20 protein-coding genes are annotated in these 25,275 nt (G+C 70.2%); 8 read left to right on the forward strand and 12 right to left on the reverse strand.

Annotated elements, in window-relative coordinates:
- Window positions 1-71: 71 nt before the first annotated feature.
- The 4 genes from WA670_RS40590 to WA670_RS40605 form a co-directional block, all read right to left on the reverse strand.
- Complete coding sequence (locus WA670_RS40590; protein WP_336161422.1) at window positions 72-1,232, reverse strand: PucR family transcriptional regulator; 1,161 nt, start codon at window positions 1,230-1,232, stop codon at window positions 72-74.
- Between the two features lie 67 nt (window positions 1,233-1,299).
- A complete protein-coding gene (locus tag WA670_RS40595; RefSeq protein ID WP_134730679.1) occupies window positions 1,300-2,634 on the reverse strand; it encodes a helix-turn-helix domain-containing protein in 1,335 nt (444 codons plus the stop codon).
- Between the two features lie 196 nt (window positions 2,635-2,830).
- Window positions 2,831-3,784: an alpha/beta fold hydrolase gene (locus tag WA670_RS40600; protein WP_134730677.1), complete on the reverse strand. Its 954-nt coding sequence runs from the start codon at window positions 3,782-3,784 to the stop codon at window positions 2,831-2,833.
- 802 nt (window positions 3,785-4,586) lie between these two features.
- Window positions 4,587-5,786: a PucR family transcriptional regulator gene (locus WA670_RS40605; RefSeq protein ID WP_336161425.1), complete on the reverse strand. Its 1,200-nt coding sequence runs from the start codon at window positions 5,784-5,786 to the stop codon at window positions 4,587-4,589.
- Between the two features lie 198 nt (window positions 5,787-5,984).
- Between WA670_RS40605 and WA670_RS40610 the strand changes: the two genes are divergently transcribed.
- A complete protein-coding gene (locus WA670_RS40610) occupies window positions 5,985-7,166 on the forward strand; it encodes a helix-turn-helix domain-containing protein (RefSeq protein WP_336161427.1) in 1,182 nt (393 codons plus the stop codon).
- A 28-nt stretch (window positions 7,167-7,194) separates the two neighbouring features.
- Here the strand turns inward: WA670_RS40610 and WA670_RS40615 are convergent, their stop codons facing one another.
- Genes WA670_RS40615 through WA670_RS40625 form a run of 3 tightly spaced genes read right to left on the reverse strand, consistent with a single transcriptional unit; the run spans window position 7,195 to window position 9,416 of the window.
- Complete coding sequence (locus WA670_RS40615) at window positions 7,195-7,668, reverse strand: GtrA family protein (RefSeq protein ID WP_134666797.1); 474 nt, start codon at window positions 7,666-7,668, stop codon at window positions 7,195-7,197.
- Window positions 7,669-7,671: 3 nt separating this feature from the next.
- Entirely contained in the window at window positions 7,672-8,856 is a 1,185-nt protein-coding gene (locus WA670_RS40620; RefSeq protein ID WP_336161428.1) for a lipase family protein, read from the reverse strand.
- A complete protein-coding gene (locus tag WA670_RS40625; RefSeq protein ID WP_238605386.1) occupies window positions 8,853-9,416 on the reverse strand; it encodes a hypothetical protein in 564 nt (187 codons plus the stop codon). Before WA670_RS40625 ends, WA670_RS40620 begins: the two co-directional genes overlap by 4 nt.
- Window positions 9,417-9,736: 320 nt before the next feature.
- On the opposite strand from WA670_RS40625, the gene WA670_RS40630 reads away from it, so the two are divergent.
- A complete protein-coding gene (locus tag WA670_RS40630) occupies window positions 9,737-10,975 on the forward strand; it encodes a DUF6801 domain-containing protein (protein ID WP_134730669.1) in 1,239 nt (412 codons plus the stop codon).
- Between the two features lie 67 nt (window positions 10,976-11,042).
- A complete protein-coding gene (locus WA670_RS40635) occupies window positions 11,043-12,122 on the forward strand; it encodes a DUF6801 domain-containing protein (RefSeq protein ID WP_336161431.1) in 1,080 nt (359 codons plus the stop codon).
- Between the two features lie 36 nt (window positions 12,123-12,158).
- Here WA670_RS40635 and WA670_RS40640 read toward each other — a convergent pair whose 3' ends face one another.
- A complete protein-coding gene (locus WA670_RS40640; protein WP_336161433.1) occupies window positions 12,159-13,424 on the reverse strand; it encodes an MFS transporter in 1,266 nt (421 codons plus the stop codon).
- 143 nt (window positions 13,425-13,567) lie between these two features.
- Between WA670_RS40640 and WA670_RS40645 the strand changes: the two genes are divergently transcribed.
- Window positions 13,568-14,512, forward strand: coding sequence for a hypothetical protein (locus WA670_RS40645; protein WP_336161435.1), 945 nt, complete (start codon window positions 13,568-13,570; stop codon window positions 14,510-14,512).
- A gap of 39 nt (window positions 14,513-14,551) precedes the next feature.
- On the opposite strand, the gene WA670_RS40650 is transcribed toward WA670_RS40645, so the two are convergent.
- Genes WA670_RS40650 through WA670_RS40665 form a run of 4 tightly spaced genes read right to left on the reverse strand, consistent with a single transcriptional unit; the run spans window position 14,552 to window position 17,410 of the window.
- Entirely contained in the window at window positions 14,552-15,781 is a 1,230-nt protein-coding gene (locus WA670_RS40650; protein ID WP_336161437.1) for an alpha/beta hydrolase, read from the reverse strand.
- Window positions 15,778-16,023 (reverse strand): hypothetical protein, encoded by a 246-nt coding sequence (locus WA670_RS40655; RefSeq protein WP_037812696.1) that lies wholly within the window; start codon window positions 16,021-16,023, stop codon window positions 15,778-15,780. The genes WA670_RS40650 and WA670_RS40655 overlap by 4 nt, the downstream gene beginning before the upstream one ends.
- Window positions 16,020-16,640, reverse strand: a complete 621-nt coding sequence (locus WA670_RS40660) for a VOC family protein (RefSeq protein ID WP_037812693.1) — start codon at window positions 16,638-16,640, stop codon at window positions 16,020-16,022. The genes WA670_RS40655 and WA670_RS40660 overlap by 4 nt, the downstream gene beginning before the upstream one ends.
- A 23-nt stretch (window positions 16,641-16,663) precedes the next feature.
- A complete protein-coding gene (locus WA670_RS40665) occupies window positions 16,664-17,410 on the reverse strand; it encodes a maleate cis-trans isomerase family protein (RefSeq protein ID WP_336161440.1) in 747 nt (248 codons plus the stop codon).
- 196 nt (window positions 17,411-17,606) lie between these two features.
- Here WA670_RS40665 and WA670_RS40670 point away from each other — a divergent pair, with 196 nt between their 5' ends.
- The 4 genes from WA670_RS40670 to WA670_RS40685 are packed head-to-tail and all read left to right on the forward strand — an operon-like array spanning window position 17,607 to window position 25,274.
- Entirely contained in the window at window positions 17,607-19,715 is a 2,109-nt protein-coding gene (locus tag WA670_RS40670; protein WP_037812688.1) for a hydantoinase/oxoprolinase family protein, read from the forward strand.
- An 18-nt stretch (window positions 19,716-19,733) separates the two neighbouring features.
- Entirely contained in the window at window positions 19,734-22,055 is a 2,322-nt protein-coding gene (locus WA670_RS40675) for a hydantoinase B/oxoprolinase family protein (RefSeq protein ID WP_336161442.1), read from the forward strand.
- Between the two features lie 10 nt (window positions 22,056-22,065).
- On the forward strand, window positions 22,066-23,745 hold the full coding sequence (locus WA670_RS40680) for a (2,3-dihydroxybenzoyl)adenylate synthase (RefSeq protein ID WP_336161443.1): 1,680 nt from the start codon (window positions 22,066-22,068) through the stop codon (window positions 23,743-23,745).
- The gene (locus WA670_RS40685; protein WP_037812681.1) at window positions 23,742-25,274 is read left to right on the forward strand and encodes an FAD-dependent monooxygenase; all 1,533 of its coding nucleotides are present in this window, start codon (window positions 23,742-23,744) and stop codon (window positions 25,272-25,274) included. Before WA670_RS40680 ends, WA670_RS40685 begins: the two co-directional genes overlap by 4 nt.
- The last annotated feature ends 1 nt before the right edge of the window (window position 25,275 follow it).

The following is a 25,275-nucleotide window of genomic DNA, read 5'->3' on the forward strand; positions in this document are numbered from 1 at the left end:
CGTGAGGGGAACCCTGCGGGAATCTGATTCCGTCAGGGTTCCCCTCACACATCTCCGCGCCGGGGCAGCGTTCAGACCAGGGTCGCGCGGAGGGCGAGGATCAGCTCGAAACGGTCGTCCGGGTCCCACAACCGGCCCTCGAACATCGTCTCCAGCTCCTGGGCGCGTGCGCGCACGGTCTGCGGATGGATCGCGAGCCGGTCCGCCACCTCGCGGACGTTCCCGCGCGTCTCCAGCCAGGCCAGCAACGTCCTGGCCAACCGGCTGTACTGCTTCGCCGTCAAGGCGGCCAGCGGAGCCAGCCGGCGGCGGGAGACATTCGCCGGGAGCAATGGATCCTTGTGCAGCAACAGGGTTGAGAGATGATCCGCGCACCAGATCAGCGGCTCGTCCGGGAGCACGTTGGCGGCGACCAGCTGCAACGCCTCCCGCGCCGCCGTCAGCGAGCGGCCCGCGCGGTGCGGGGGCACCGGCGGGCCGACCGCCGCCCGATGTCCCGACAAGGCGGCGGTGAGCGGGCCTCGTTCCTCGGGTATCGCCAGCAACAACCGCGGCGCCGCGTCTTCGAGGTCTTCGAGAGCGTCGAGCCCGACGACGTCGGCCGGTCCGTCGAAAGCGACCGCGACCAACCGCCCTGGCAACGGCCACGCCGCGTCCGAGGCGGCTTCCTCGAGGATCTGGATCGGGGTCGGCGGGTCGGAGAGCAGCAGATCCAGCAGCCGGCGCCGGCGGCGTTCCCGCGCGCCCGTCGCCCGGGCCCGAGCGGCGGCGTGTCCTTCCACCGACAACGCCGACAGCTCGTCGATGTAGGCGAAAATCGCTTCGGCCAGCAGGCACAACGTCGCCGACGGCACCCCGGCCCGGGTGCCGACCTCGGCCATCCGCCGCCAGGTCACGCGCGCGCCGACCCGGTACGCCGCTTGCAGGACGTCGAGGTTGCGGCCCTGCTCGAACTCGTGCACGCCCAGCGCGACGAACACCCTCCGGCGGTCGTCGGCCACCGCGCCCGCCGCCGCGATCCGGTCGACGAACTGCAGGAGCGCCGTCTGCACGCCGCCGCGCAGCGCTTTGCCGAACGGGCCTTCGAGGGGTTGCGCGTAGCCGGGCACGGTGCGCTGGATTTCGCGCAGCACCTCGTCGGCGACGTCCAGCAGCCGAGGCCGGAAAACGGCGGCCAGTTCGCGGGGGAGCATCGCCCACAGCCGCCCCGGCCGTCCGTCTCCGCTCAGCATCGGTCCGAAGGCTGTCTCGCCGGACAGTCCTGTCACATGCCTCACCACTTCGCTGGGATGACGCGGTTCAGGAGCCGAGCAGCGCTTCCGCGCGCAGGGCGATCTCCAGGTCGAGCCGGTCGTCGGCGTTGTCGAGCCGCGCGCCGAACAGTTCGGTGAGCTGGTGCATGCGGTACCGGACGGTCTGCGGATGCACCTTGAGGATCTTCGCGATCTCGGGTGCGCTGCCCCGGGACTGCAGCCAGATCAGCAGGGTCTCGCCGAGCCGCGCGCGCTGTTTCGGCGTGAGGTCCCGGAACGGCTCCAGGCTGCGCTCGCACAGTTCGCGGACCAGGAATTCGTCGGCGAGAAGCCACAGCGTCGACAGGTGGTCCGCGCAGTGCGTGACCGGCGCGTCCGCCAGCACGCCGCGCTGGACCAGCCGCAGCGTCCGGCGCGCCCAGAGCAGCGACCGGGGCGCGTCGGCGAGCCGGACGGCGGGGCCGAGCACCGCGCGCCAGCCGGGCAGCCGCTCGGCGAGGTCGGCCAGATGCTCGTCCGGGGCTCCGGTGACCAGGCACGGTTCGGTGCCTTCGAAGTCGACGAGGACGTCCGGATGGAGGTCGGGGGTGGCGAGGCGATGCTGCCCGGAGCGCGGTTCGAGGGCGACGACAGTGACCTCTTCCGGGAGCGCCCACTGCGCGGCGGCGGCCTGCGCGGCGATGGTCTGCGGCGCGGACGGCGGATCGGCGAGCAGCAGGTCGAGCAGCCGGCGCCGGCGGCGGGCCAGATTCCCGGCCGCGCGGGTCTGCGCCGCCGTGTAGCCCTCGATCGACAGCGCGGAGATCTCGTCGACGTAGGCGAAAATGGCTTCCGCGCTGGTGCAGAGCGTTTCCGCGGGGAGCCCGGCGGTCTGCCCGAACTCCGAGAGGTGCCGCCACGCCACCCGCCCGCCGACCCGGTAAGCGGTCTGCAGGCAGTCGAGGCTGCGGCCCTCGGCGAACTCGATCTTGCCCAGGTCGCGGAAGACCGCCGACCAGGCGGCGGCCGGAGCGGCCGCGGGCTTGCCGACGCTGTCGAGGCACTGCACGATCGCCTGCCGCACGCCCTGGGTGATGACGTGCCCGAACGCGCCTTCGATCGGCTGCCGGTACTCCGGCACCGCCAGCTGGACCTCGCGCAGGATGGCCGTCGCCAGCGGATCGACCCGCGGCGTGAAGCGGACCGCCAGCTCGCGGGGGAGCGACGCCCACAGCCCGAGCGCGCTGGAAGCCCGGACCGGCCGGGTTTCCGCGGGGCTCCGGGGGGCGGGCGGGACCGGCCCGGAACGCGGGCGGGCGGAAGGTCCGGCGGTGCGTTCGCCGGGGTGCGGCCGGTAGCCCAGCGGTGCGGGACGGACGAACCCGGAGTCCACGTCGGTCATGTTTTTATCCTTGCTGGCAACAAAACCGGCCTCTTCGCGGTCGAAGCCGATCCAGATTTTGCGGCACAGGCAACATAATTTCCCCGGAACGGCACTGTCAACGGGCCGGTGACCGCCGGGTCCGTCGCCCGTCCGGACTACACCCGAACGGGTGGAAACACCTGGGTGGAGGTGATACCTCCGGACGCCGCGAATGCTATCCGGATGACAATTTTCCGGCGGGCGTTTTCGCGTCCCCGACCGAGGCGGCGAGCCGGGCGGCCACGTCGGCGGCGGTGAGCCGCGCGGGCTCGGTGTCGGCGAGGAACTCGTTGAGCAGCAGGCAAAACCCGTCGGGGTCGGCCACGTGTGGAAAGTGTTTCGCGTTTTCCTGGACGACGAGCCTGCTGTGCGGCAGGAGTTCGGCGGTCCGCCGCCCGTGCGCGACCGGGATGAGCGGGTCGCGCGCGCCCCAGACCAGCAGCATCGGCACCGACTCGGCCAGGTACAGTTTCTCCGCGGCGCTCGCGCGCTGGCCGCGCAGGTCGATCAGGCTGCCCGCGATGGACAGGAACGCCCGCCGCCGCCCGGGATCGGCGAGGGAGCCGAAATGCCGGGCCAGCTCTCGTGTTTCAGTTTTCAACGACCCGCCGAGCCGCCTGCCGAGCCGCGCCGCCTCGCGGGCGAGCGCGAGCGTCGCAGGGTTGACGGCCAGCGCGAGGAAGGCCGCCGCGCCGGGCAACGCGGCGGCCCGGAGCGCCGGGCTCACCTCCGTGCCGAGCCCGGCGCTGCCGACCAGGACCAGCCGGTCGCACATTTCCGGGAATTGGTAGGAGAACTGCATCGCGATGCCGCCGCCCAGCGAATGCCCGACGACGGTCGCGTGCCGGACGCCGGACACCGCGAGCACGTCCCGCACGATGCTCGCCATCGCGCCGAGCCCGTAGTCCGCGCGGGGTGCGTCCGAATCGCCGTGTCCGGGCAGATCCAGTGCCAGCACGCGTCGGTCGAAGGTAGTGCGGCGGTCGAAAACCGGGTTCCAGGTCGCCATGCTGCCCGCGATTCCGTGCAGCAGCACGACTGCTTCGTCGCCGGTGTCGGTCGCGGGCCGGTATTCGCGCAGCCGGACCCGTCGGCCGTGGAGGACGAGGGTGTACGTCTCGAGTGTCATCGGCAGCCTTTCTCGCGAATCCGAAATTAGGGCAGCCGCTCGCTTTCCCCGCTGTGGCAAACGCCACTTTCCGGGAATTCGGGACGCGCGTGACAGTAAAAGAAACGAAAAAACGTTCGCGGGTGCGGATTTTCCGGGACCGCCGAACGGCTTGTCGACATCGCGGCGGGGTCCGGGTCATCCTCGACGCATGGTCGCAATGACGCACCGGACGCGCTGATGTCGTGCCGCGCGAGGATTCATTTCGCCCGCCAAGAGCACCGGCCGCCTTCGCCGCCACCTGCCGGGAGACCGTGGCGGCGGGTGCTGCCGATGCCCGCGAGCAGGCTCGAGCGGGGCACCGGCCGGGGACTGCCCCGGATGACGACCGCGCGGCTGCTCCGCCTGTTCCGGCGCGCCCGGCGGCGCGGCCCTGGGGGCGCGCCCCGCTTCGCTGAGGCCCGTGAAGGACTCCTTGCCGGACTCAGATTCCCTCGAGGAGCCCTTCACGGACGTTCGCGGCAGCGGAGCGCGCCGGTGGGCCGGTCGCGGGTTAGTTGTCCGTCGGATGGTGCGCGCGCATGAGGCGTTGGGCGCGCAGGGCGAGTTGCATGCCGAGCAGGTCGCCGAAAAGGAGTCCTTCACGGACGTTCGCGGCAGCGGACCGCGCGCGTGGACCGGTCGCGGGTTAGTTGTCCGTCGGATGGTGTGCCCGCATGAGGCGCTGGGCGCGCAGGGCCAGTTGCATGCCGAGCAGGTCGCCGAAAAGGAGTCCTTCACGGACGTTCGCGGCACCGGAGCGCGCCCGTGGACCGGTCGCCGGTCAGTTGTCCGTCGGACGGTGTGCCCGCATGAGGCGCTGGGCGCGCAGGGCGAGTTGCATGCCGAGCCGGTCGTCGGCGTCCTTGAGCCGGTCGCCGAACAGCTCCTCCAGTTGCCGCAGCCGGTTGCGGACCGTCTGCGGGTGCACGCCGAGGCGCTGCGCGATCTCCGGCGCCCCGCCCCGGGTTTCCAGCCAGGCCAGCAGGGTTTCGCTCAGCCGGTCGCGCTGCTTGGCGCTCAGCGAGGCGAACGGGTCGAGGCTCTGCCGGGCCAGTTCGGCGGCCAGGAAGTCCTCGGCGAGCAGCCAGAGCGTGGCCAGATGGTCGCGGCACCAGATGACCGGCCCGGGAGTCTCCGGTCCGGACAGCTGCAGTGCCCGGCGCGCGGTGCGCAACGCGGCCGGCGCGTCGGCCAGCGGCACGGTCGGCGACACCGCGGCCCGCCAGCCGCCGGGCATCGCCGCAAGCGGGGCCAGGCCGGCGTCCGGATCGACGGCGAGCAGATGCGGCTCCGGGCCGTCGAGGTCGGCGAGCACGCCGCCGCCGAGCAGTTCGGCCGGGAAATCGCCGGCCTCGGGACCGCGCTCGAGGGCGACCATCGCGGCCGTTTCGGGCAGCGGCCAGCCCGCCCCGTTCGCCAGTTCGGCGATGCTGCTCGCCGCGCCTTCCGGGGCCTGGACGATCAGCTCCAGCAGCCGTCGCCGCCGGGCGGGCACGGCGCCCTCGGCGTCCGTTTGGGCCTGCTGGTAGCCGGCGATCGCGGTGGCGCACAGCTCGTCGACGTAGGCGAAGATCGCTTCCGCGCCGACCGAGATCACGGCCGGATCGACGCCCGCGGCGACCACCGCGGGGTGCATCGCCCGCCACGCGACCCTGGCCCCGATCGTGGCGGTGTCCTGCAGCGCGTCGAGGTTGCGGCCCTCGCTGAACTCCATCGCGCCGCGGGCGCGGTAGAACGCGATCCACTGCTCGTGCGGCAGGTCCGGCGCGCCCATCGAGTCGACGCAGTGCAGCACCGCGTACTCGACGCTGCGGACCAGCACCTTCCCGAAAACCCCCTTGAGCGGCTGGCCGTAGGCCGGGACCGCGCGCTGGGTCTCCTGGATCATCGCGGCGGCGGCGTGCGCCGCGTGCGGGCGCAGGCACGCGCCGAGCGCGCGCGGCAGCGAGGCCAGCAGAGCGAAGCTGCGGTACTCGACCACGAATCCCCCTTCGAGGCGCTGGGACGGAGGGAGGTGAGCGTAGCTGAAAACGTGCGTCACTAAAAATGAACGATCGGCGCCCGAAAGAGCGACGCGAACCTGTCCTTTTGACACGGACGAGTGCGCGTTCTACGCTCCGTGCCGGCTGGTGCCGGTTATTCCTGAAACTTCAATTTCCGAGTGAGGGATTAAATCGCCATGCGCAGTTCCGCCGCTTCCGACGGCTCGGTGTGGGCGCGGATCCCGCGCCGGCTGGGCGACGCGGTGCGCCCGCGGATCCCGGAGATCGCCCGGGCGTGCGTCGACGCCGTCGCCGCCGAGATCCCGGAATATTCCGGTTGCTTCGGCCGCGAACCCGGGCGGGGCGCCGCGATCGAGCAGACCCGGCGGGGGATCGAGCGGGACATCGACCGCGTGGGCGCTCCCGCGATGTGGCAGAGCGACCGGCTCGCCGATTTCCGCGCGCACGGGCGGACGGCGTTCCACGAGGGGCTCAGCCGGGAGTCGGTGCAGGCCGCGGTGCGCGTCGCGAGCCGGGTCATGTGGCGCTGGATCGCCGAAATAGCCCAGGAAACCGGCCTCTCCGGCGACGTCGTCTACGGGATGGCCGAGGGCATGCTCGGCGACGTCGAGACGGCGATGACGGCGGTCGCGGAGGGCTACAGCGCGGCCGAAGCGGAGCTGTCCGGCGACGGCGAGCGCAACCGCCGCGTGCTCCGCGCGCTGCTCGGCGACCGGCAACGGACCGAAGAGGACAGTCCGGCCGGGCTGCCCGAGCGGGTCGCGGCGGTGGTGTTCCGCGCGGTCCCGGGAGCGCCTGGGCTTCCGCCGGACCTGCTTCCGGACCACGTCCTCGCGGACCTGGCGGGCGATCCGCCCGCGGCGCTCACCGCCGCGCCGGACGCCGACCTGACGGGACTCGCCGGACTGCCCGCGGGCTGGACCGCGGCGGTCGGCCCGCTGGTGCCGTCCGGCTCGGCGGCGGAATCGTTCCGGGTCGCGCGCCGCGCGACCGGCCTGGCGGCCCGGGGGCTGCTGGACGCGCCGGGCCCAGTGGTCTGGTGCCGCGACCACGTGCCCGCGCTGCTGCTGCTCGCGGACGAATTCCTGGCCGCGCAGCTGGCCGAGACGACGCTGGCCCCGCTCGCCGGGCTTCCGGAGAAACGGCGCGAGCACCTGGCGGAGACGCTGCTGGCGCTGGTCCGGACACGAGGCAGCGCCCCGGAGCTCGCGCGGATGCTGGACCTGCACCCGCAAACGATCCGCGCGCGGCTGAAAACGCTCGCGGAATTGTTCGGGAACCGATTGACCGACCCCGGCGAGCGGCTCCGGCTCGAGCTGGCGTTGCTGGCGGAACGGGCGCTCCCGGAGCGGGGCTGACGGGAGCGCCCGTTCCGCCGGGCGATATTTACGGAAGTTTAGCGACCAGCTCGCCGTCGATCTCCTTCGGACGAGCCGGTCGCGGAAAGACCCACCGCCGGTAACCGAACCAGCGGAACGCCGTGCCCGCCGCCGTGCCCAGAATCATCCCCGCGACGAAGTCGGCGATTTCCTGTGCCAGATACCCGATATGCGGCTCTTCGAGACGAAGCACGTACCGCGATACCAGCAGCGGCACGAGATTCACCGCGACCGCACCGGCATTGACCGCGAAGAATAGCGTCGCCTCTCGCAGCCGTCCGTGGCCGCCTCTGTCCACGAACGACCATTGACGGGACAGGAAGTAGGCGAAAGCCGTCGACGCGACCGTCGCGATCGCCAGTGCGGTCACCGGTTTCTCTTGCAGCACAGTGAGTTTGAGGCTGTAGTCGACCAGCACGGTGACCCCGTAGGCGGCCGCTCCGACGACGGCGAAGCGGAACAGTGCGCGCGGCCCGGGCATGGATCAGCAGTTCGACGTGGCCGGTTTGCCGGCGATCCGGTCCTTGATGAAGGACAGCACGTCGGCGTTGCCGGTGTAGACCAGCGTGATGTGGTCGGTGTCGTAGGTCTTCCAGGTTTCCTGGACGCCGGCGGCGCAGTAGGTCTTGTGCAGGGCGTCGGCCTGCGCGAACTGCACCAGCTGGTCGCCGGTCGCGTGGTAGAGGAACAGCGGGGCCTTCGGCGGGGTGGTGCCGAGCTTGTTCTCGGCCAGCCGGGTTGCCCACGCGGGCTGGATGTAGCCGGGACTCGTGGTGTAGTCAGCGATCTTCTGATTCGCGTACGTCGTCAGCAGTTCGAACGTGCACGCGCTCTGCTTCATCTCGGCGAGCTTCGCGCGGCCGTTGTCGCTGAGGAACGAATCGAGTTTCAGCTCCGGGTAGGCCTGGTCGAGGCCGAGCAGGGCGTAGGCGAAGACGCCGAAACCGAACTTGCCGTCGAGTTGCAGCGTCACCTGGACCAGATCGGCGGGAACCCCGCCGGCGGCGATCCCGGCGAGATTCAGCTCCGGCGCGTACGACGGTTGCAGTTCGCCCGCCCACACCGCCGCGCCGCCGCCTTGGGAGTAGCCGCGGAAGACCACCTTCGACGTGCTGGAGAGCCCGGCGGGCGCGAGTCGCTGTGCCGCGCGGACCGCGTCGATCACGGCCGGGCCTTCGGACCGTCCCACGACGTACGTCGTCTTGGGGGAGCTTTGGTAGCCCTCGTAATCCGGGACCGCGACGGCGTAGCCCGCGTCGAGCAGGTCGTCGAGACCGGGTTGCTCGTAGAAAGCGCCCATGTCGATCATCTTCGACGGAGCGCAGGCGAAGGCCGGGCCGTGCGTGCCGGGGGCGAACGCGACGACCGGCGCGCTGGCCCGGTCCGCGTTCTTCGGCACCAGCACGGTGCCGGTGACCGCGTCCGGCTTCCCGAGTGCGTTGGTGGACAAGTACATCACCTGCCAGGCATCGACAGACGCCTGGCGCGGCCCGGCCTTCGACGGCCGCCAGCGGATCACGTCGCCGGGTTTGCCCGCGGGCAGCGGGGAAGGCGGCGTGTAGAACGAGTCGTCGGGCGGGCCCGGGCTGGGCTCCGCCGCGGCGGCCGGGGCGAGCGCCGCGGCGAGGACGAGCGCGACCAGCGCGGCGAGCGCGCGGCGGGCGGTCACGAACTCGTCCCGTAAACGCGCTTGCAGGTGGGGGATTCGGCGAAGGCGAGGTTCAGCTCGGGGTTCGCCTTGAGGTCCTTGATCGGCCCCTCCGGGTCGGTGAGCTGGCCCATCGTCGCGTCGGCGGCGGCGATCGCCTGGTGCAGGCTCGCCTGGTCGTCGACCTTCGCCTGCTCCATCGTGGCCTTCGTCGCGGCGATCTTGTTCGTGGTCTCGCTCAGGTTGGCGGCGGCTTTGTCCACTGCGGACTGTCCGTCCGGGACGGGCGGCACGCCCGCCGCGCGGAGACCGCTCGCCATGTCGCCGAGTGCCGAGCCCAGCCGGTCGAGGAAGGCGACCATCGCGTCCCGGGTCTTGCCGGGCGCGGCGCTGTCGGCGGCGGGCGGCTGCGAGAGTTTCGCCGAGCCCGCGGCCACGCTGGTGCACACCTTGTCGACCCACGCGAGCGCCGCGGGGTCGGCGTGCCGGCCGGTGTCGGCGGGCGCGGCCGAGGAGCAGGCGGCGCACGAGATGAGCACGGCGGCCGACGTCGCCAGCACCGCGCTGTGCATTCTGTTCATGGTTTTCGAGGCTACGCAGCACGGTCGCGGGCGGGCAAGAAAGGAATGCCCGATTGGCACGCGCGTAAACATTTCCGGATTCGGTTTTGTCACCCGCGTCAGCGCCCTGTTCGTGCGGCGAGCGCGGGGAAAGTCGCCTGCGCCTGCTAGGAAAACGGCCCGCACGGCGTGCCGGGATGACAATTTGCCGGACTGCCCGGGAGATTTACGCGCCAGCCCTTGATCGGCGCTCTCCTCGCTCGCTAGCTTGCTGACCGGTAGCGATTACCGTTTTACCGCTCCGCCTTTTCGTATCACTGTTGATACCCGGAAGGACCATCGTGAGTCACCCAAGAGGCAAGAAGAAGACGGTCGTGGCCGCCGCGGCCGCGGGCGCGGCGGGGCTCGTCGCCGCCGCGCTGGTGGTCGGGGCCCAGGCCAGTGCCGCCGACCCGATCTCGCTGACCCTGAACTACCACTGCACCTTCCCGCTGGTCGGATCGCAGTCGCTGAAGGTGGTGATCAACACCGATCTGCCGCCCGCGGTGAACGCCGGGCAGGCGACCGGGGCGTTCGACATCAAGGCCGTGTCCACGATCAACGCGGACACGGTCAGCGGGCTCGGCCTGATCGGGGCCACGACCCTGGAAGGCAGCGCGACCGCGAGCGCGAAGGTCGCCGCACCCGGCCTCGACCTCCCGGTCAGCGTCCCGATCGCGCTGGACAAGACGAACATCCCGCCGTCGGGCGAGATGAACATCAACGCGACCGGCAAGACGCCGTCGCTCACGTTCACCCAGCCCGGCCAGGCGAAGATCACCGTGGGCGACCTCGCGCTCAAGGTCACCCCGCGCAAGGCGGACGGCTCGGTCACCGGGATCACCCCGGACGGCACCATCAACGCGCCGTGCACCCAGGACCCGGGCCAGAACAACACCCTCGCCACGATCACCATCAACGGCGGCGGCGGGACCTCGACCCCGCCGCCGACCTCGGACACGCCGCCCCCGACGTCCGACACGCCGCCGCCGACCTCGGCCACCCCGCCGCCGACGTCGGACACGCCGCCGCCCGGGGGCACGAAGTTCGTGTTCGGCATCGACGGGAAGACCGCGCTGAAAGCGCTCGGCAGCACCGCGCCGATCAAGGGCGGTTTCGACGCCGACGTGGACATCGCGGCCAAGAAGTTCACCGGCTCGCTGAAGCTCGACGCGACCAAGACCGACTTCAAGCTGCTCGGGTTCCTGCCGGGCAGCGCAGACGTCAAGGTCGTGCAGAACGGCACGCAGAGCGGCGAACTGGTCGGCACCGGGTTCAAGGCGCACATCAAGTTCGACGTCTTCCTGCCCACGGTCAACCTGTTCGGCTTCCCGATCAGCACCGACCCGAAGTGCGGCACGGTCAGCCCGTCGACCAGCGAGATGAGCACCGGCGACGGTTTCGACCTGCTCAAGGGCGGCAAGCTGACCGGGACCTACGCGCTGTCGGCGTTCCAGAACTGCGGTTCGTTCAACGACTGGATCAGCGCGTTCGCCAAGAGCGACGGCAACACGCTCGACCTGAACCTCGCCCGCCAGTAATCCGATCTGCCGGTCCCCGCCGCGCCGCGGCGGGGACCGGTGCCATGCCCTCGGAAAGGGGGAAACCGTGCCGAAAGCCCGGTGGTTGCTCGCGGCGGGTCTCGCCTGCCTCGCCGTCGCCTGCCTGGCTTCTCCCTCGGCCGCGGCGACGCAGGTCGACAAGAAGCTGAGCTACACCTGCCCGTTTCCCCTGATCGGGGAACAGAAACTGGACGTCGAGGTGAAGGCGTCGTTCGACGTACCGTCCGCACCGGGCGGCACGCTCACGACGTCGGGTCTCGCCGTCTCGGTGGTCGTTCCGGACAAAGCCACGCGCGGCTTGGCACTAGTCGGCGCAGCGAGCGTCGAAGGGACGGCCGCCGCAGAAGTAACGCTGGCCAACGGCTCCCTGACCCTCCCCGTGACCGTGCCCCTCACTGTGGCTAAGACGACGCTGCCGCAGTCGGGTCCGTTCACCGCCCAAGCGACCGGCTCGGTACCGCCGATAGTGGTCCCGAACGCAGGCAAGACAACGGTCACCCTCGGCGGCTTCAGCACCCGGCTGACCCCGAAGAAGGCCGACGGATCGTTCACCGGACTGGGCTCGTTCACCTCGGACTGCACACTCGACCCGGGTCAGGATTCGGTCCTGCTGAGCTTCGACGTCGGCACCACGCAGAGCGGCTACCACTACAGCCTCACCGGCACGACGACGGTGAAGGCACTGGGAACGACGGTGCCGCTCAACGGTTCTTTCGCCGTCACCACGCAGCCGTCTTTCAGCGACCGCCCGGCATTCGACCCGGCCCAAGCGGCGTTCAAGCTCTTCGGATTCGTGCCAGGAACCGCCGAACTGCGCTTCACGCCTGACGGCGAGCAAACCGGCTCGTTGGGCGACGGCGGTTTCGTGGCGCACACGAAGCTCGCGTTGGCCGTGCCGCAAGTGTCGCTGTTCGGCGTGCCCGTCGCGGACCAGAACTGCCGCGCGAGCGCCCCGATCCCGGTCGATTTGCGCACTGGCACCGGGTTCGCGTTGGCCGCCGGTGGCCCGGTGACCGGGACGTATGCGATCCCGCCGTTGACTGACTGCGGTGCCTTCACCGGGTACCTCAGTTCGTTGTTTCAGGGGGAAGGGAACGCTTTCGCTGTCGCGTTGACGGCACGGTAGACCCCGGGGGATCGGGCAGCGGGGCACGGTGCTCGCCTAGGCGTTCGGGCGAGCGCCGTGTCCCGGCTGTGCGCGGGATGGGCTCCGGCGGGTGAGTGGCGTCAACGCGAGTCCGGTCACGAGAAACGCCGCTGCCAGGCTGAACCAGCCCACCTGGGTGCCGGTGCTCGCGAACCAGCCGAACAGGGACGGTGCGACGATCATGCTCAGGTCGAATCCCATGTTGTAGAAGCCCTGGTACCGGCCGAGCGCCGACTCGGGTGCCAGGTCGTAGAGAAAGCACCAGGAAGCGGTGCCGTACAGCACTTCTCCGCCTACGACGGCCAGCGCGATCCCGACGATCGCGGCGACAGCGATAGCACCGCGATCGGCGAGCGCCCCGACCGGAAACAGCACGGCGGCCGCGGCGAGGAGGAGGGCACCGAGCCGGGCTGCCCTGGCCGCCGTCGGCACATCGGTCACCCGGCGGCTCACCGGGATCTGGCAGACCACGATGCCGCCCGTCTGCACGACCAGCGCCACCGACACCAGCCACAGCGGGACGTGCATCCGGCCGAGGACCCACAACGGCAGGGCGATGGTGATCATCGATTCCGACAACGTCAGCACGCCGTTGGCGATCGTGAGCAGCACGAACCGGCGGTCCCGCACCACGCTCGCCCGGCCCGCACCCGGCTCGTCCGCCCGCGCCGGATCCGCCCGCTTCGGCGCGAGGCGCTTCCCGGCTGTCCGAACCAGCATCCCGGCGACCACGAAAGTCATTGCCTCGACGGCAAAACTGACCCGGAACGCAACAACCGACCCGAATCCCAGCACCAGTGCACCAAGACTGAGGCCGACAACCATCGCGACATTGCTCAGCGACTTCAGCACCGCTCGGTACGGCACCCGGCGTTCGGCATCAACGGCCCGCCCGATCAGCGCGCCGATCACCGCCGCGCTGCCTCGGCCGCATGCCACCAGCACGCTCAGCAGAACGAGCGCCACCCAGCCCGGCGCGACGGTGAAGCTCAAGGTGGCTATGCCCATCAACCACACCAGCGCCGCGTAAACAGCATGTCCGTCGCGGCGATCGGCCAGCCACCCCGCCAGCGGCCCCGCCGCGATCCCCACCACCGCGGCGACGCTCATGCCCGCCCCGTAGACCGACGGAGGCAGGCCGGCGTAGCGGATCAGGTAGATCGCCAGCGAGGAGTAGGACAGGCCGGTGCCGAGGTAAAGGATCGCCATCGAGACCGCAAAGAACCGTTCCTTCTTCCCCCTGAGTTCATCCAGCGAGAGGGCATCCCGCAAAGACTTCATGGAGTGACCGTAGGGGCGGATGAACAGCCGCAACGCCGCTTCGGCGAAGTTTCGCGGACGTCGAAGCAACGTACGCCGCTATATATCGTCCTAGGATATATGTGGAGCATGGTGCGAAGCCCGCACGCAGCGGAAGCACGAGCATGATCGGCGCCGAGACGAAGTATCGCGCCCTGGTCCGCGTCCTCCCGGCCTGGTACCGCGCCGACCGAGGCGAGGAGATGGTCGGAGCCCTGCTCGACCTGCATGACGAGCAGGATCGCAAGGCGCTGTGGAGCGAACTGTGGGCGGTGCTGGCGCTGGGCGTCCGCACCCGGTTGGCAGCCCGGGCCGCACCCGCCCGAACAGTTGCCCTCGGTGATCTCGTCCGGCAGGTCGCGCTCCTCGGCCTGCTCTGGGACGTGCTCAAATCGGCCTGCAACGCCAGCAACACGCTCTGGATGCTCCGCACCCTCTCCGGCTCCTACCCGAGCACCTTCCGCGCCGCGCTGACGTCGGACCTGATCACCGAGCTCATCCCGCTGGCCGCCGCGCTGATCCCGCTCGTCCTGCTGGTCGACGGCTGGCGCCGTCTGGCGCGGGTCGCTGCCGTGACGATCCTGACCGCCGGCGCGATCTGGTTCCTGGTCAAACATCCCAGCCCGGAAGCGGCCGCGTACTTCGCTCCGCAGTGGCTCCCGCTGGTGCTGTTGCTGCCAGCCTTCCACGCCGACGCCCCACTGCCCCCGACTCGACCGTGGTGGTTGGCCATCGGCGGAAGCCTGCTCCTCGCTCCCGTCCTCGCGCTCAGGTTCGGGCTCCCGGGCGACCTCGACCGGCTCACCGGGTTGTCCCCGCTCGCCTGGCTGTGCGCGTTCGCCGGAGCCGGATACCTGCTGCTCCGGCTCCGCTCCGAACCACGCCCGGCATGGACGTTCGCGCTGGCCCTGTGCATCGCGCTGGCGTTGGTCCAGAACTTGGTGCTGAAGAACGGCATCATCCCGTTCGACGAGATAGTGCTCGCGCAGGTTTGCTCTGCCGGGGTGATCGTTGTGGCATTGACCGTCGTGGGGATTCGCGATTACCGCAGGGTTGTGGTGAAGCGCTGAGGTCGGCGGAGTCCCTGCGACACCGCGGTGAGCGCACCTTCACCCCGGAAACCGAGCCGAAAGCCATTCGCCGATCTCCGCCGCCGCCAGACTGGCTCCGGTAGGTTCGCCAGGCCGAAGCGGGCCGCCGAAATGGGTCCCCGGTACCTGACGATGCTCGACATCCTCAGCGCCCAACGCAGCGACCATCGCCTTCGCATCGTCAGGGAAACAAGCCGCGTCTCCGGTCAGTTCCACGAACAGCGACGGGGTCCGCACGCCCGGCGCGCAGCGCAGGAAGGACGCATTGCTCGTGTTCGCCGACCAGGTCGACAGCCACGCTTCCGGGGTCACCAGCCGCGCGAAGCCGACCAGGCCGTAGTCGGTCAGGTCGGGGCGGCGGCCGAACAGCGAGCCGTACGGGCGCTCGTTCGGGTCCAGGGACAGGTCGACGAAACGCAGGTCGGCGTCGGTGCGGTAGATCGTCAGGACCCGGGGTGCCAGTGATGCTCGGCGGTCCGCGGGGTCCTGCGTGGTCTTGAACCGGGCGCGGGCTTCGGCGGCGAGGGCGACGCGGGCGCGGGCCTCCGCGTCGATGCGGGCGATCCGGGCTGCTTGAGCTGTGCGGTAGCGCTCGATGAAGTCAGCGGAATAAGCCGAAGACGACGGGGGAGGGGCGAAACCGTTGGCGGCCGAGAACGGATCTAGCTCCGGGAGCACGGACAGCGGATCCGACTCGTCGGCGACTGACGGGTCGATCAGCCGTTGCAGCAGCGCGCCTTGGCCGGGGTGCGGGGCGAGGAACACGGCACCGTCCGGGGCAGGCAGGTCTGCGGACGCCAGGTCGACCGGTCGGCCGGAAGGGACGGCGGTGAGTCGTCGTTCTGGCGGCAGTCCTGCTTGCTGGTGGTAGAACGCGAACAGGGCGCCGCCGCCGGAGTGGCCTAGCGTGACGCGGGCGGAGAATCCCTTATCCCGCAGGAAAACCTGACCGGCGGCGACGTCCAGCAGGGCCTGTTCGTGGATTAGGTTCAGGTCGTTGTTCGGCGAGCGCGTGCCTTGCGTCCACACCGCGAAACCCCGTGCCACCAGTTCCGGGACGAGCACGTGGTGGGTCGTGTCCATCCGCGGATGCATGATCGACACGACGGTGTCGGCACCGGGCAGTGCGCGCAGCACGCCGGAGACTTTCGCACCGTCTAATGTGGTCAATTCGTGGGCGGAAGTGACGGTGCCAGAAGGGAGTTCGGCGTTGTCGACATACCGTCCAGCGCCGAGCCTCGCGGTCATCGTGCTTCCAACCGGAGCGCGTCCTTGTCCCACTGCGTGATTTTCGCGTCCAGCAGGCCCGCGATGCTGCTGTACCAGACAGCGTGCCGACAGCCGGTGGCGCGGCGATCGATCACGATCGGACCCGGTGCGCTGACTTTGAAATACGCGCCGACCCGGTCGACGGTGACGGTGTCGGCTTGGGCCGCGACCGCCACGATCGGCTGGTTTTCGGGAACATCCAACAAGAACACGGCAGTCATCGCGCGGGCACCTCCGCCGCCGAAGACCGCTCGACGATGAGTTCCGCCTTGCGGACCAGCAGTGCGTCCATCGACGGTGCCGGACCGGACACGACGTCGAGGAGGGCGTCGATGGTGAGGTTCGCGTCGAGGTCTTCCTGCGGGGTCACCGGACGCAGCGCCCGGGTGATCTCGACCATGTAGCCGTTGGGATCGTGCGTGTAGATCGACTCGATGGTCTCGTGCTGGATCTGCATTTCGACCGGCCACTCGCTCGCGTCGAGCCGGCGGCGGTACTCCAGGAGGTGCTCCTCGCTGTCCACGTGGATCGCGAGGTGGCGCGAGCGGATGAAGAAGAGCGGCACGTCTTCGGCGAACTTCGCGTACACGTCGCCCTGCGGGCCGCCGTCGAACTGGTCCAGCCCGAAGTAGTAGAAGAACGCGAGCCGGTCGTTGTTGCCGATGTCGAAGAAGAAGTGGATGAAGTCCGGGTGCTGCTCCGGGCCCCAGCCCGCGGCGCAGATCGAGTGCACCACGGGGAAACCGAGGGTGTCCCGGTAGAAGCGGACCGTCCCGGCCGGGTCGAACGTGGGGAAGGCGACGTGGTCGACGCCCTTCACCAGGTGTGTTTCGGACATGCTGGTTCTCCTTTCCGGCGGTATCAGACAGTGGCGCGGGCGCGCAGCAGGCTGCCCGCGCCGTCGATCGAGACGTCGAGGCCGAGGCTGCGCAGAATGCTGTACGCGCCGGCGGTCGCGGCGGAGAGGACGGGAATCCCGAACTCCTGCTCCGCGGGTTCGATCAGGCTGAGCGAGGGCATCTGCACGCAGCAGCTGAGCACCAGAGCGTCCACATCGGACAGATCAAGCGACCGGGCGGCCGCCATCACCCGTTCGCCGGGGATGCAGCCGACCTCGTTGTTGTCGGACACTTCCAGCGCCCGCCAGCCGGCGATCTCGAACCCCTCGGCCTCGAGATAGTCCACGACCTGCTGCGCGAGCGGCTTCAGGTACGGCGTCACCAAGGCGACCCGCCGGGCGCCGAGTGCGCGCAGACCTTCCGTCAGCGCACCGGCGCTGGACCGGACGAGGGCCTCGGACCCGCCGGTGGCGAGCTGTTCGGCGACGGCGGACTCGACCCGCCGGTGCTCGCCCGGGCCGCCGACCATGACGGCCACCAGGCACGCGTACAGGATCACCTCCGGCGAAGCGTCCGCGATCTCCAGGACGCATCGCTCGCGCTGGGCGTTCATCGCCGCGAGGCCCGCCGGCGAGACGGTGTGCATGCGCATCCGCGTCGAGTGGAACGAGAACTCCGCGGAGGGGTGCCTCGCGAGGACGGCCGGCATCTCGGTTTCGACGGTGACGTTGCTGCTCGGTACGACGAGCCCGATCCGGTGGGTGCTCATGCGGGTCCCCTTCACTTCCTTGCGTCTACGACGAGTATTCGACGCTCATGTAAAACAGTCAAGTCGTCCGCGCAGGCAGAGGGCGATGCACACATCTCCTTGACTTTTTCTGCGCAAGCGTCGAATAATCGTCATAGTAGTCGAACCAGTGATCTGGGTCACCTAGGATCGTTCAGCTCAAGGGAGAGCGGAGCTCATGGCATACGTAATCGGAGTGGACGTCGGCGGCACGTTCACGGACGCCGTCCTCGACGACGGCGAGGGCCTGGTGCTCGCGGGCAAGACCGCCTCGACCCCGCCGGACTACTCGGACGGCGTGATGGACGTGCTCGGCGTGCTCGCGGAGCAGCTGGGCGTCCCGGTGGCGGAGATGCTGTCCCGCACCCACCACATCGCGCACGGCACCACCTCGTCGCTCAACGCGCTGGTGATGAACCAGGTCCCGGACATCGGCTTCCTGACCACCAAGGGCCACCGCGACTCGATCTACATCATGAACGTCGAGGGCCGCTACCTCGGGCGCGCGCCGGAGGAGCTGCAGAACCCGATCGGGCAGAGCAAATCGCACGGGCTGGTCCGCAAGCGCCACGCGCTGGAGGTCACCGAGCGGGTCGACCGAGACGGCCGGGTCGTCGTCCCGCTGAACGAGGACGAGGTCCGCGCCGCCGTGCGCGCCCTCGTCGCCGACGGCATCTCCGCGATCGCGGTGTCGCTGCTGTGGTCGTTCCGCAATCCCGCGCACGAACAGCGGATCCGGGAGATCGCGCACGAGATCGACCCCGGCCTTTTCGTCGCGATCTCCAGCGAGGTCTCCCCGCGCATCCGCGAGTTCGCGCGCAACGCGACCACCATCATGAGCACCCAGGTCGGCCCGGGCCTGCGCGACTACCTCGGCGAGCTGGAAAGCAAGCTGCGCAAGGAAAAGCTCGCCGGACCGCTGCTGGTGATGCAGAGCAACGGCGGGGCGGTCGCCGCGTCCGAGGCTCCGGGCAACGCGATCTCCACCGTCGGCTCGGTGCTCACCGGCGGCGTGGTCGGCGCGGTGTCGCTCGGCGAGCAGCTGGGCCACCGCAACATCATCGCCACCGACGCGGGCGGGACCACCTTCCTGGCCGGGCTCGTCGTCGACGGCGAACCGGTGCGGTCGTCGACCACGATCATCAACCACCATCCGATCAACGTGCCCACCCTCGAGGTGCACGCCATCGGCTCCGGCGGCGGCGCGATCGCGTGGATCGACGCGGGCGGCAATCTCCAGATCGGCCCGCACAGCGCGCAGGCGGTTCCCGGCCCGGCCTGCTACGGCAACGGCGGCACCGAGCCCACCAACACCGACGCGAACCTGGTGCTGGGCATCATCCCCGAACGCGGTCTGCTGGGCGGGCGGCGCGCGCTCGACGTCGGACTGGCCCGCGACGCGATCCGCACCCGCATCGCCGAACCGCTCGGGCTGAGCGTCGAAGAAGCCGCCGCGGCGATCTACGAGGTGCAGAACGCGCAGACCGGCGACCTGCTGCGGAAGACGGTGGTCGAGGCCGGACACGACCCGCGCGACTTCATCGTCTACGCCTTCGGCGGTTCCGGCCCCGCGCACTGCGGCCGGTACGCACAGGAGATCGGCGCCACGGATGTCGTGGTGCCGCTCGGCCAGGTCGCTTCCGCGTTCTCCGCGTACGGGCTCGCCTCGTCGGACATCGTGCTGGCCAAGGAACTTTCCGACCCGGCGGCGCTTCCGCTCGACCCGGTCCGCGTGCAGCGCAACTTCGAGGAGCTCGAGTCCGAGGTCCGCGAGATGCTCGAACGCCAGGGCATGCAGTTCTCGGCCGTCGAAATCGAGCGCGAGATCGACATGCGCTACACCATGCAGCTGGCCGAGGTGGCGACCCCGATCCCCAGCGGCGACCTGGCCGCCGAGGACGTGGCGAAGGCGGCGGATCTCTTCGAAGCCCGCTACGCCACGCTTTTCGGGCAGGACAGCGGATTCCGCGAGGCCGGCATCCAGGCCATCACCTACCGCGTCCGCGGCACCGGCGTCCTGCCGTTCTCGCCGACCCTGCCCGAACTCGAAAAGGCGGATTCCGCGGACGCGTCCCCGGCGCTCACCGGCACCCGGAAGGTGTGCCTCGGCGCGAGCCAGGGCTACGCCGACACCGCCATCTACGACTACACCAAGCTCCGCGCGGGCCACGTGCTGCGCGGTCCCGCGGTGATCGAGGTGCCCACCACCACCGTCGTGGTCCCGCACGGCACGACCGGGACCGTCGACCGGCTCGGCAACCTGCACATCGCTCTCGACCAGGCCTGAGCCCCAAGGAGAACTGGCATGACCGCACCGATCCCCGGCTCGGAAATCTTCTCCAGCCGCCCGCTCGACCCCGACGCGCTCAGCCGGGCCGTCGGCGGGACCGTCCCGCTGCACACCGTCACCCAGGACCAGATCGACGCCGTCGACCCGCTCACCTACGAGGTGATCCGGCACCGGCTGTGGTCGGTCACCGACGAGATGGGGGAGGCGCTCAAGCGCATGTCCGGTTCCCCGATCGTCACCGACGCCAACGACTTCGACTTCGCCGTCAGCGACGAGGTGGGCCAAGAGGTCCAGGTGGGCCTCTACAACACGATGCTCGTCGGGGCCGTCGACCTCGCGATCTACTGGACGCTAGAGCACCGCTCCGCCAACCCCGGCATCGCCGACGGCGACATGTTCCTGTGCAACGACCCCTGGGTCGGCGGCGGGCTGCACCAGAGCGACGTCATCGTGTACCAGCCGATTTTCCACGACGGCAAGCTCTTCGCGTGGACCAGCGCGATCTGCCACGAACCCGATCTCGGCGGGTCCGGCCTCGGCTCGTTCGACCCCGGTGCCAAGGACGTCTTCTCCGAATCGGTGCCGACGCCGCCGATCAAGGTGGTCCGCGACCGCGTCCTGCAGCGCGACGTCGCCGACGCCTGGACCCGCCGCTCGCGCGTCCCGATGCTCGTCGGCCTCGACCTGCGCGCCAAGATCGGGGCCAACACCGTCGGCCGCGACCGGCTTCTCGCGGTGATCGAGCAGTACGGCGCGGACACCGTCAAGGCCGTGATGAAGCGGATGATGAACGACTCCGAGGCGCGCTTGCGCACCAAGCTGCGCGGGCTCCCGGACGGCACCTGGAAGGCCACCGGCTACCAGGACCAGGCGTCGACCGGCGACCGCCGGCTGCACAAGATCACCGTCGCGATGACCAAATCGGACGACCGCCTGGTCTTCGATTTCACCGGCACCGACCCACAAGCCGGCGTCATCAACTGCACCTACGCCGGGATGCGCGGCGGCGTGATGCTCGCCGTGCTGCCGGTGCTGGCCGGCGACATCCCGTGGGCCGCGGGCGGGCTGATGCGCTGCTTCGACCTGATCTCCGAAGAGGGCACCATCAACAACGCCACCTTCCCCGCCGCGGTCAGCCGGGGTCCGATCGGACCTGCCTGGCTCACCGGGAACCTGATCGCCGAATGCCTCGCGCAGATGCTCGACCGCGACGTCGACCTCGGCAAGAGCGTCCAGGCATCGTGCTGCGGGACGTGGGACACCGCGATCGTCGCCGGGCTGGACGAGCGCGGCGAGCAGCCGGCGCCGTTCCTGAACATCCTGATGGAGCCGATGGCGGGCGGCTACGGCGCGCGTCCGGTGGCCGACGGCATGGACACCGGCGGCCTGTTCTGCATTCCGATGGGCCGGATCCCGGACACCGAAATGACCGAATTCCTCTACCCGTTGCTGACGCTTTGGCGCCGGGAAGAACCCGACTCGGGCGGACCGGGGCGGATGCGCGGCGGGGTGAGTGCGTCGCTCGCCGTGACCCCGTACGGCAGCAGCTTGCCGATGGGGCTGGTGTTCGCGTCCGCAGGGAAGGCCGTTGCGCAGAACGGCGGCCTCGCGGGCGGACTCCCCGGCAACACCGGTCTCGAGATCCTGGCGCGCGATTCCGGGGTGCAGGAACTGCTTTCGTCGGGCAAGCTGCCGGGCAACCTCGAAGAACTCAATGGCACCAAGGAAATCGGCGCTTGCTACGCGGAGAGCTACCTGGCTCCCGGCGAGGTGCTGTACATGCACTGGCAGGGCGGCGGAGGCTACGGCGATCCGCTGCGCCGCGATGCCGACGCGGTCGCCTGGGATGTGGCGAACGGCAAGGTGACCGCTGAAGGCGCCCGCACCAACTACGGCGTCGTGATCGCGAACGGCGAACTCGACGAGTCCGCCACCGCCGAATTGCGTGCGAGCATGCTGGACGAGCGGCGCGACCGTTCCGAGACGCCGCTTTCCCAAGAGGCGACAGTGGATCTGCGCAACGCGCGCCGGATCGACGACAACCTGGCCGAGGTCACCATCGGCGAGGCCCGCGTGATCGCCTGTGCGCATTGCGGCCGGCTGCTGGGCGACACCAAATCCGGGAAGCTGGCGCTGGCCCGCTACGAGGGGCCGTCGAGCACGGCGGGACCGCAGGTGGTTTCGGCTCCGTCGGAGTACGTGGACGCCGAGGTCGTGTTCCGCCAGCAGTGCTGCCCGGGCTGCTGGTCCGCGGTCTACTCCGGCGTCGTTCCGGCCGACCACCCCGACCACGTCGGCGAACTGACCGCGCTGCTGACCGCCGCGCCGATCGACTGAGGAGCATTCAGTGACCGCATTCGACTGGGACGGGCGAGTGGTCCGGTACCCCGCCGATCGCGCCCGCCGCTACCGGGAGAGCGGCGAATGGAGCGACCTGCCGATCAGCGCGCGGCTGCACGAATCCGCGCTGCGGCAAGGCGATCGCCCCGCGCTCATTACCGCTGAAGGTGTCCTCACGTACCGCGAACTCGACGAGCGCACCGACCGGATCGCCGCCGGGCTGCGCAGCCTGGGCCTGCGCCGGCTCGATCCGGTGCTGTTCCAGTCGACCAACCGGACGGCGATCGTGCTCGCCTGGTACGGCTGTCTCAAGGCGGGCCTGGTGCCGGTGGCGACGCTGGCGCAGCACCGGATGCACGAGATCGGCCACATCAGCCGCAAGGTCGGCGCGGCGGCGCATCTGGTCGAGGCCGGGCTCGGGTTCGACCTGGTCGCGTTCGCCCGCCAGGTCGCCGAGGGACATCCGACGCTGCGCACCGTCCTCACCGTCGGCGCGGCAGAAGGAACGCACCGGATCGAGGACCTCGGCGCCGGGATCGATCCGGCGCGAGCACGGGCGTTCGTCGAAAGCGTCGAGGCGGAAACCGATCCGCAGGACGTCGCGGTGTTCCAATTGTCCGGCGGGACAACGGGAGTGCCGAAGGTGATCCCGCGGATCCACGCCGAGTACTGGAACAACGCGCTCCTGTACGCCCAGGCGCTGGGATGGGACGCCGGCACCCGGCTCGCGCACCTCATCCCGGTCATCCACAACGCCGGCATCTCCTGCGCGCTGCACGCCGCCCACTCGGTCGGCGCGACGCTGATCCTGGCCAATCCCGACCACGTCGCCGCGTTCGCGCTGATGGCGGAGCACGGCGTGACCGACGTCCTCATCGGGCACGGCCACTACCAGGCGCTCCGATCAGCCGAGTTCGACGCGGTTCTCCCCACTGTCCGGCGCACGGTGCTGTCCGGGGCGAAGGTCCCGCCGGACGTGTTCCGGCGCGTGGACGACGGCGAAACGCGGTGGGCGGGACAGATGTTCGGGATGTCCGAGGGGATGTTCCTGGCGAGCCGGGCCGGCGATCCGGAAACCCTGCGCACGACGACCGTCGGCACGCCGATCGCGCCGTCGGACGAGGTCCGGATCCTCGAACCGGGCACCGAGACCGAAGTGCCGGACGGCGCGGTCGGCGAGTTGTGCTGCCGCGGCCCGTACACGATCCCGGGCTACTTCGACGCGCCCGAGCACAACGCGGTCGCGTTCACCTCGGACGGCTTCTACCGCACCGGCGACCTCGCCGCGGTCCACGTCGTCGACGGCCGCCGGCATGTGTCGATCGAGGGCCGGATCAAGGACCTGATCAACCGCGGCGGCGAGAAGGTCAACGCCGAGGAGGTCGAGGTGCTGCTGATGAAGCACCCGGACGTCGCGATCGCCTCGGTGGTCGCGATGCCCGACGCGCGGCTGGGGGAGAAGGCCTGCGCGTTCCTGGTGTCCGCGACCGGGCAGACCCTGACGATGCCCGAGGTGCAGCGGCATCTGGACGGGCTCGGCGTGGCCAAGTTCAAGTGGCCCGAACGCCTGGTCTGGGTGCCGGAACTGCCGAAGACCAACGTCGGGAAGATCGACAAGAAGCGCCTCCGGGCCGAAGCGGCGGCACCGCTGGCGGCCGGACCGACCCCGCGAGGAGCCGGAGCATGAAGCTCGACACCATCGCCGTCCTCGGCGGAGGGCCGGGCGGGCTGTACGCCGCCCGGCTGCTCAAACGCAGTCATCCCGGCGCCGAGGTGACGGTTTACGAACAAGGCGTGCCGGACAAGACCTTCGGCTTCGGCGTCGGGCTGGCGTCGCGGACGCAGCGGAATTTGCGGCTCGCCGACGAGGAATCGCTCGACAGCATCGTCGCCGCCTCGCACGGGCACGAGATGTCGATGCGCGTCGGCGACTCGGAGGTGCGTCTCGCGCACGGCGAACTGCTCGCCATCGGACGCGCGACCTTGTTGTCCGTACTGCAAAAGCACGCCGAAGCCGCCGGAGTGGAGCTGCGCTTCGGCGAGCGCCGGGCGGTGTCGGAGCTCGATGCCGACCTGATCGTCGCCGCCGACGGGATTTCGAGCGCGACCCGGACCGACCTGGCCGAGGAGTTCGGTCCGGAGATCGCCGAGGGCGAGGGCCTGTATCTGTGGTGCGGCACCGACTTCGCGCTGCCGCGGGCGATCTTCACCCCGGTCACTACCGAGCACGGCACCTTCGTCGCGCACGCCTATCCGTACGCCGCCGACCGCAGCACCTTCCTGATCGAAACCGACGAGCAGACGTGGCGGCGGGCGGGATTCGACGTTTCGACCCGCGAGACGCCCAACGGAGACAGCGACCAGCGCTCGCTCGGCTACCTCCAGGAGGCGTTTTCCGAGACCCTGCAAGGAAACCGGCTGATCGGCAATCGCACCAAATGGCTCCGGTTCCGCACGATCCGGTGCCGCCGCTGGCACACGCGCAACGTGGTCCTGCTCGGAGACGCCGCGCACACCGCGCATTACTCGATCGGTTCCGGGACGAAACTCGCCATGGAGGACGCGATCGCGCTCGACCGGGCCGTGCTCGTCGCCGACGGCCTCGACGACGCGCTCGCCGCATACGAGGCGGAGCGGCGGCCCGCCGTCGAACACCTGCAGTCCATCGCCGAACGCTCGATGGCGTGGTGGGACTCGTTCCCGGAGCGCCTGTCGATGCCGGTGGAGCAGCTGATGGTCGCGTACATGACGCGGGCCGGGAAGGTGCCCGTCGACCGGTTCGCGGAGTCCGCGCCGCAGGTCGCCGTCCCCGGTCTCGCCGCGTTCGGCGGGGTCGGGACCGACGAGGTCCCGTGCCCGGCCTCGGTCACGGAGTGGATCCTCGACCGGCCACTGACCGCGGGCGGGCGGAGGTTCCCCGGCCGCACCGCTCCGGAGGCGCTGCGGACCGCCGCCGGCACGCTGCCGGTCGAGATCTCGGTCCGGCCGTGGAGCCCCGAGGCGGCTGAACTGATCGCGGGCCTGCCGCCCGCGAGCGCGTACTGGTTGACCGGACCCGCCGACCGCGAGGCGACCCTCGACCGGCTGGACCTCGGCGAGCGCATCCGCCGCGCGACTGGCGCGCTCCTGGTCGCGGACGTGCCCGCCGGGTTCCGGGCCGTCGCCGCGGGCGCGCTCGCCAGCGAGCGTGTCGATCTCGTGGCCTTCACCGGGTGAT

It is taken from the genome of Amycolatopsis sp. VC5-11 (assembly GCF_037034185.1).
Lineage (GTDB): Bacteria > Actinomycetota > Actinomycetes > Mycobacteriales > Pseudonocardiaceae > Amycolatopsis > Amycolatopsis nivea.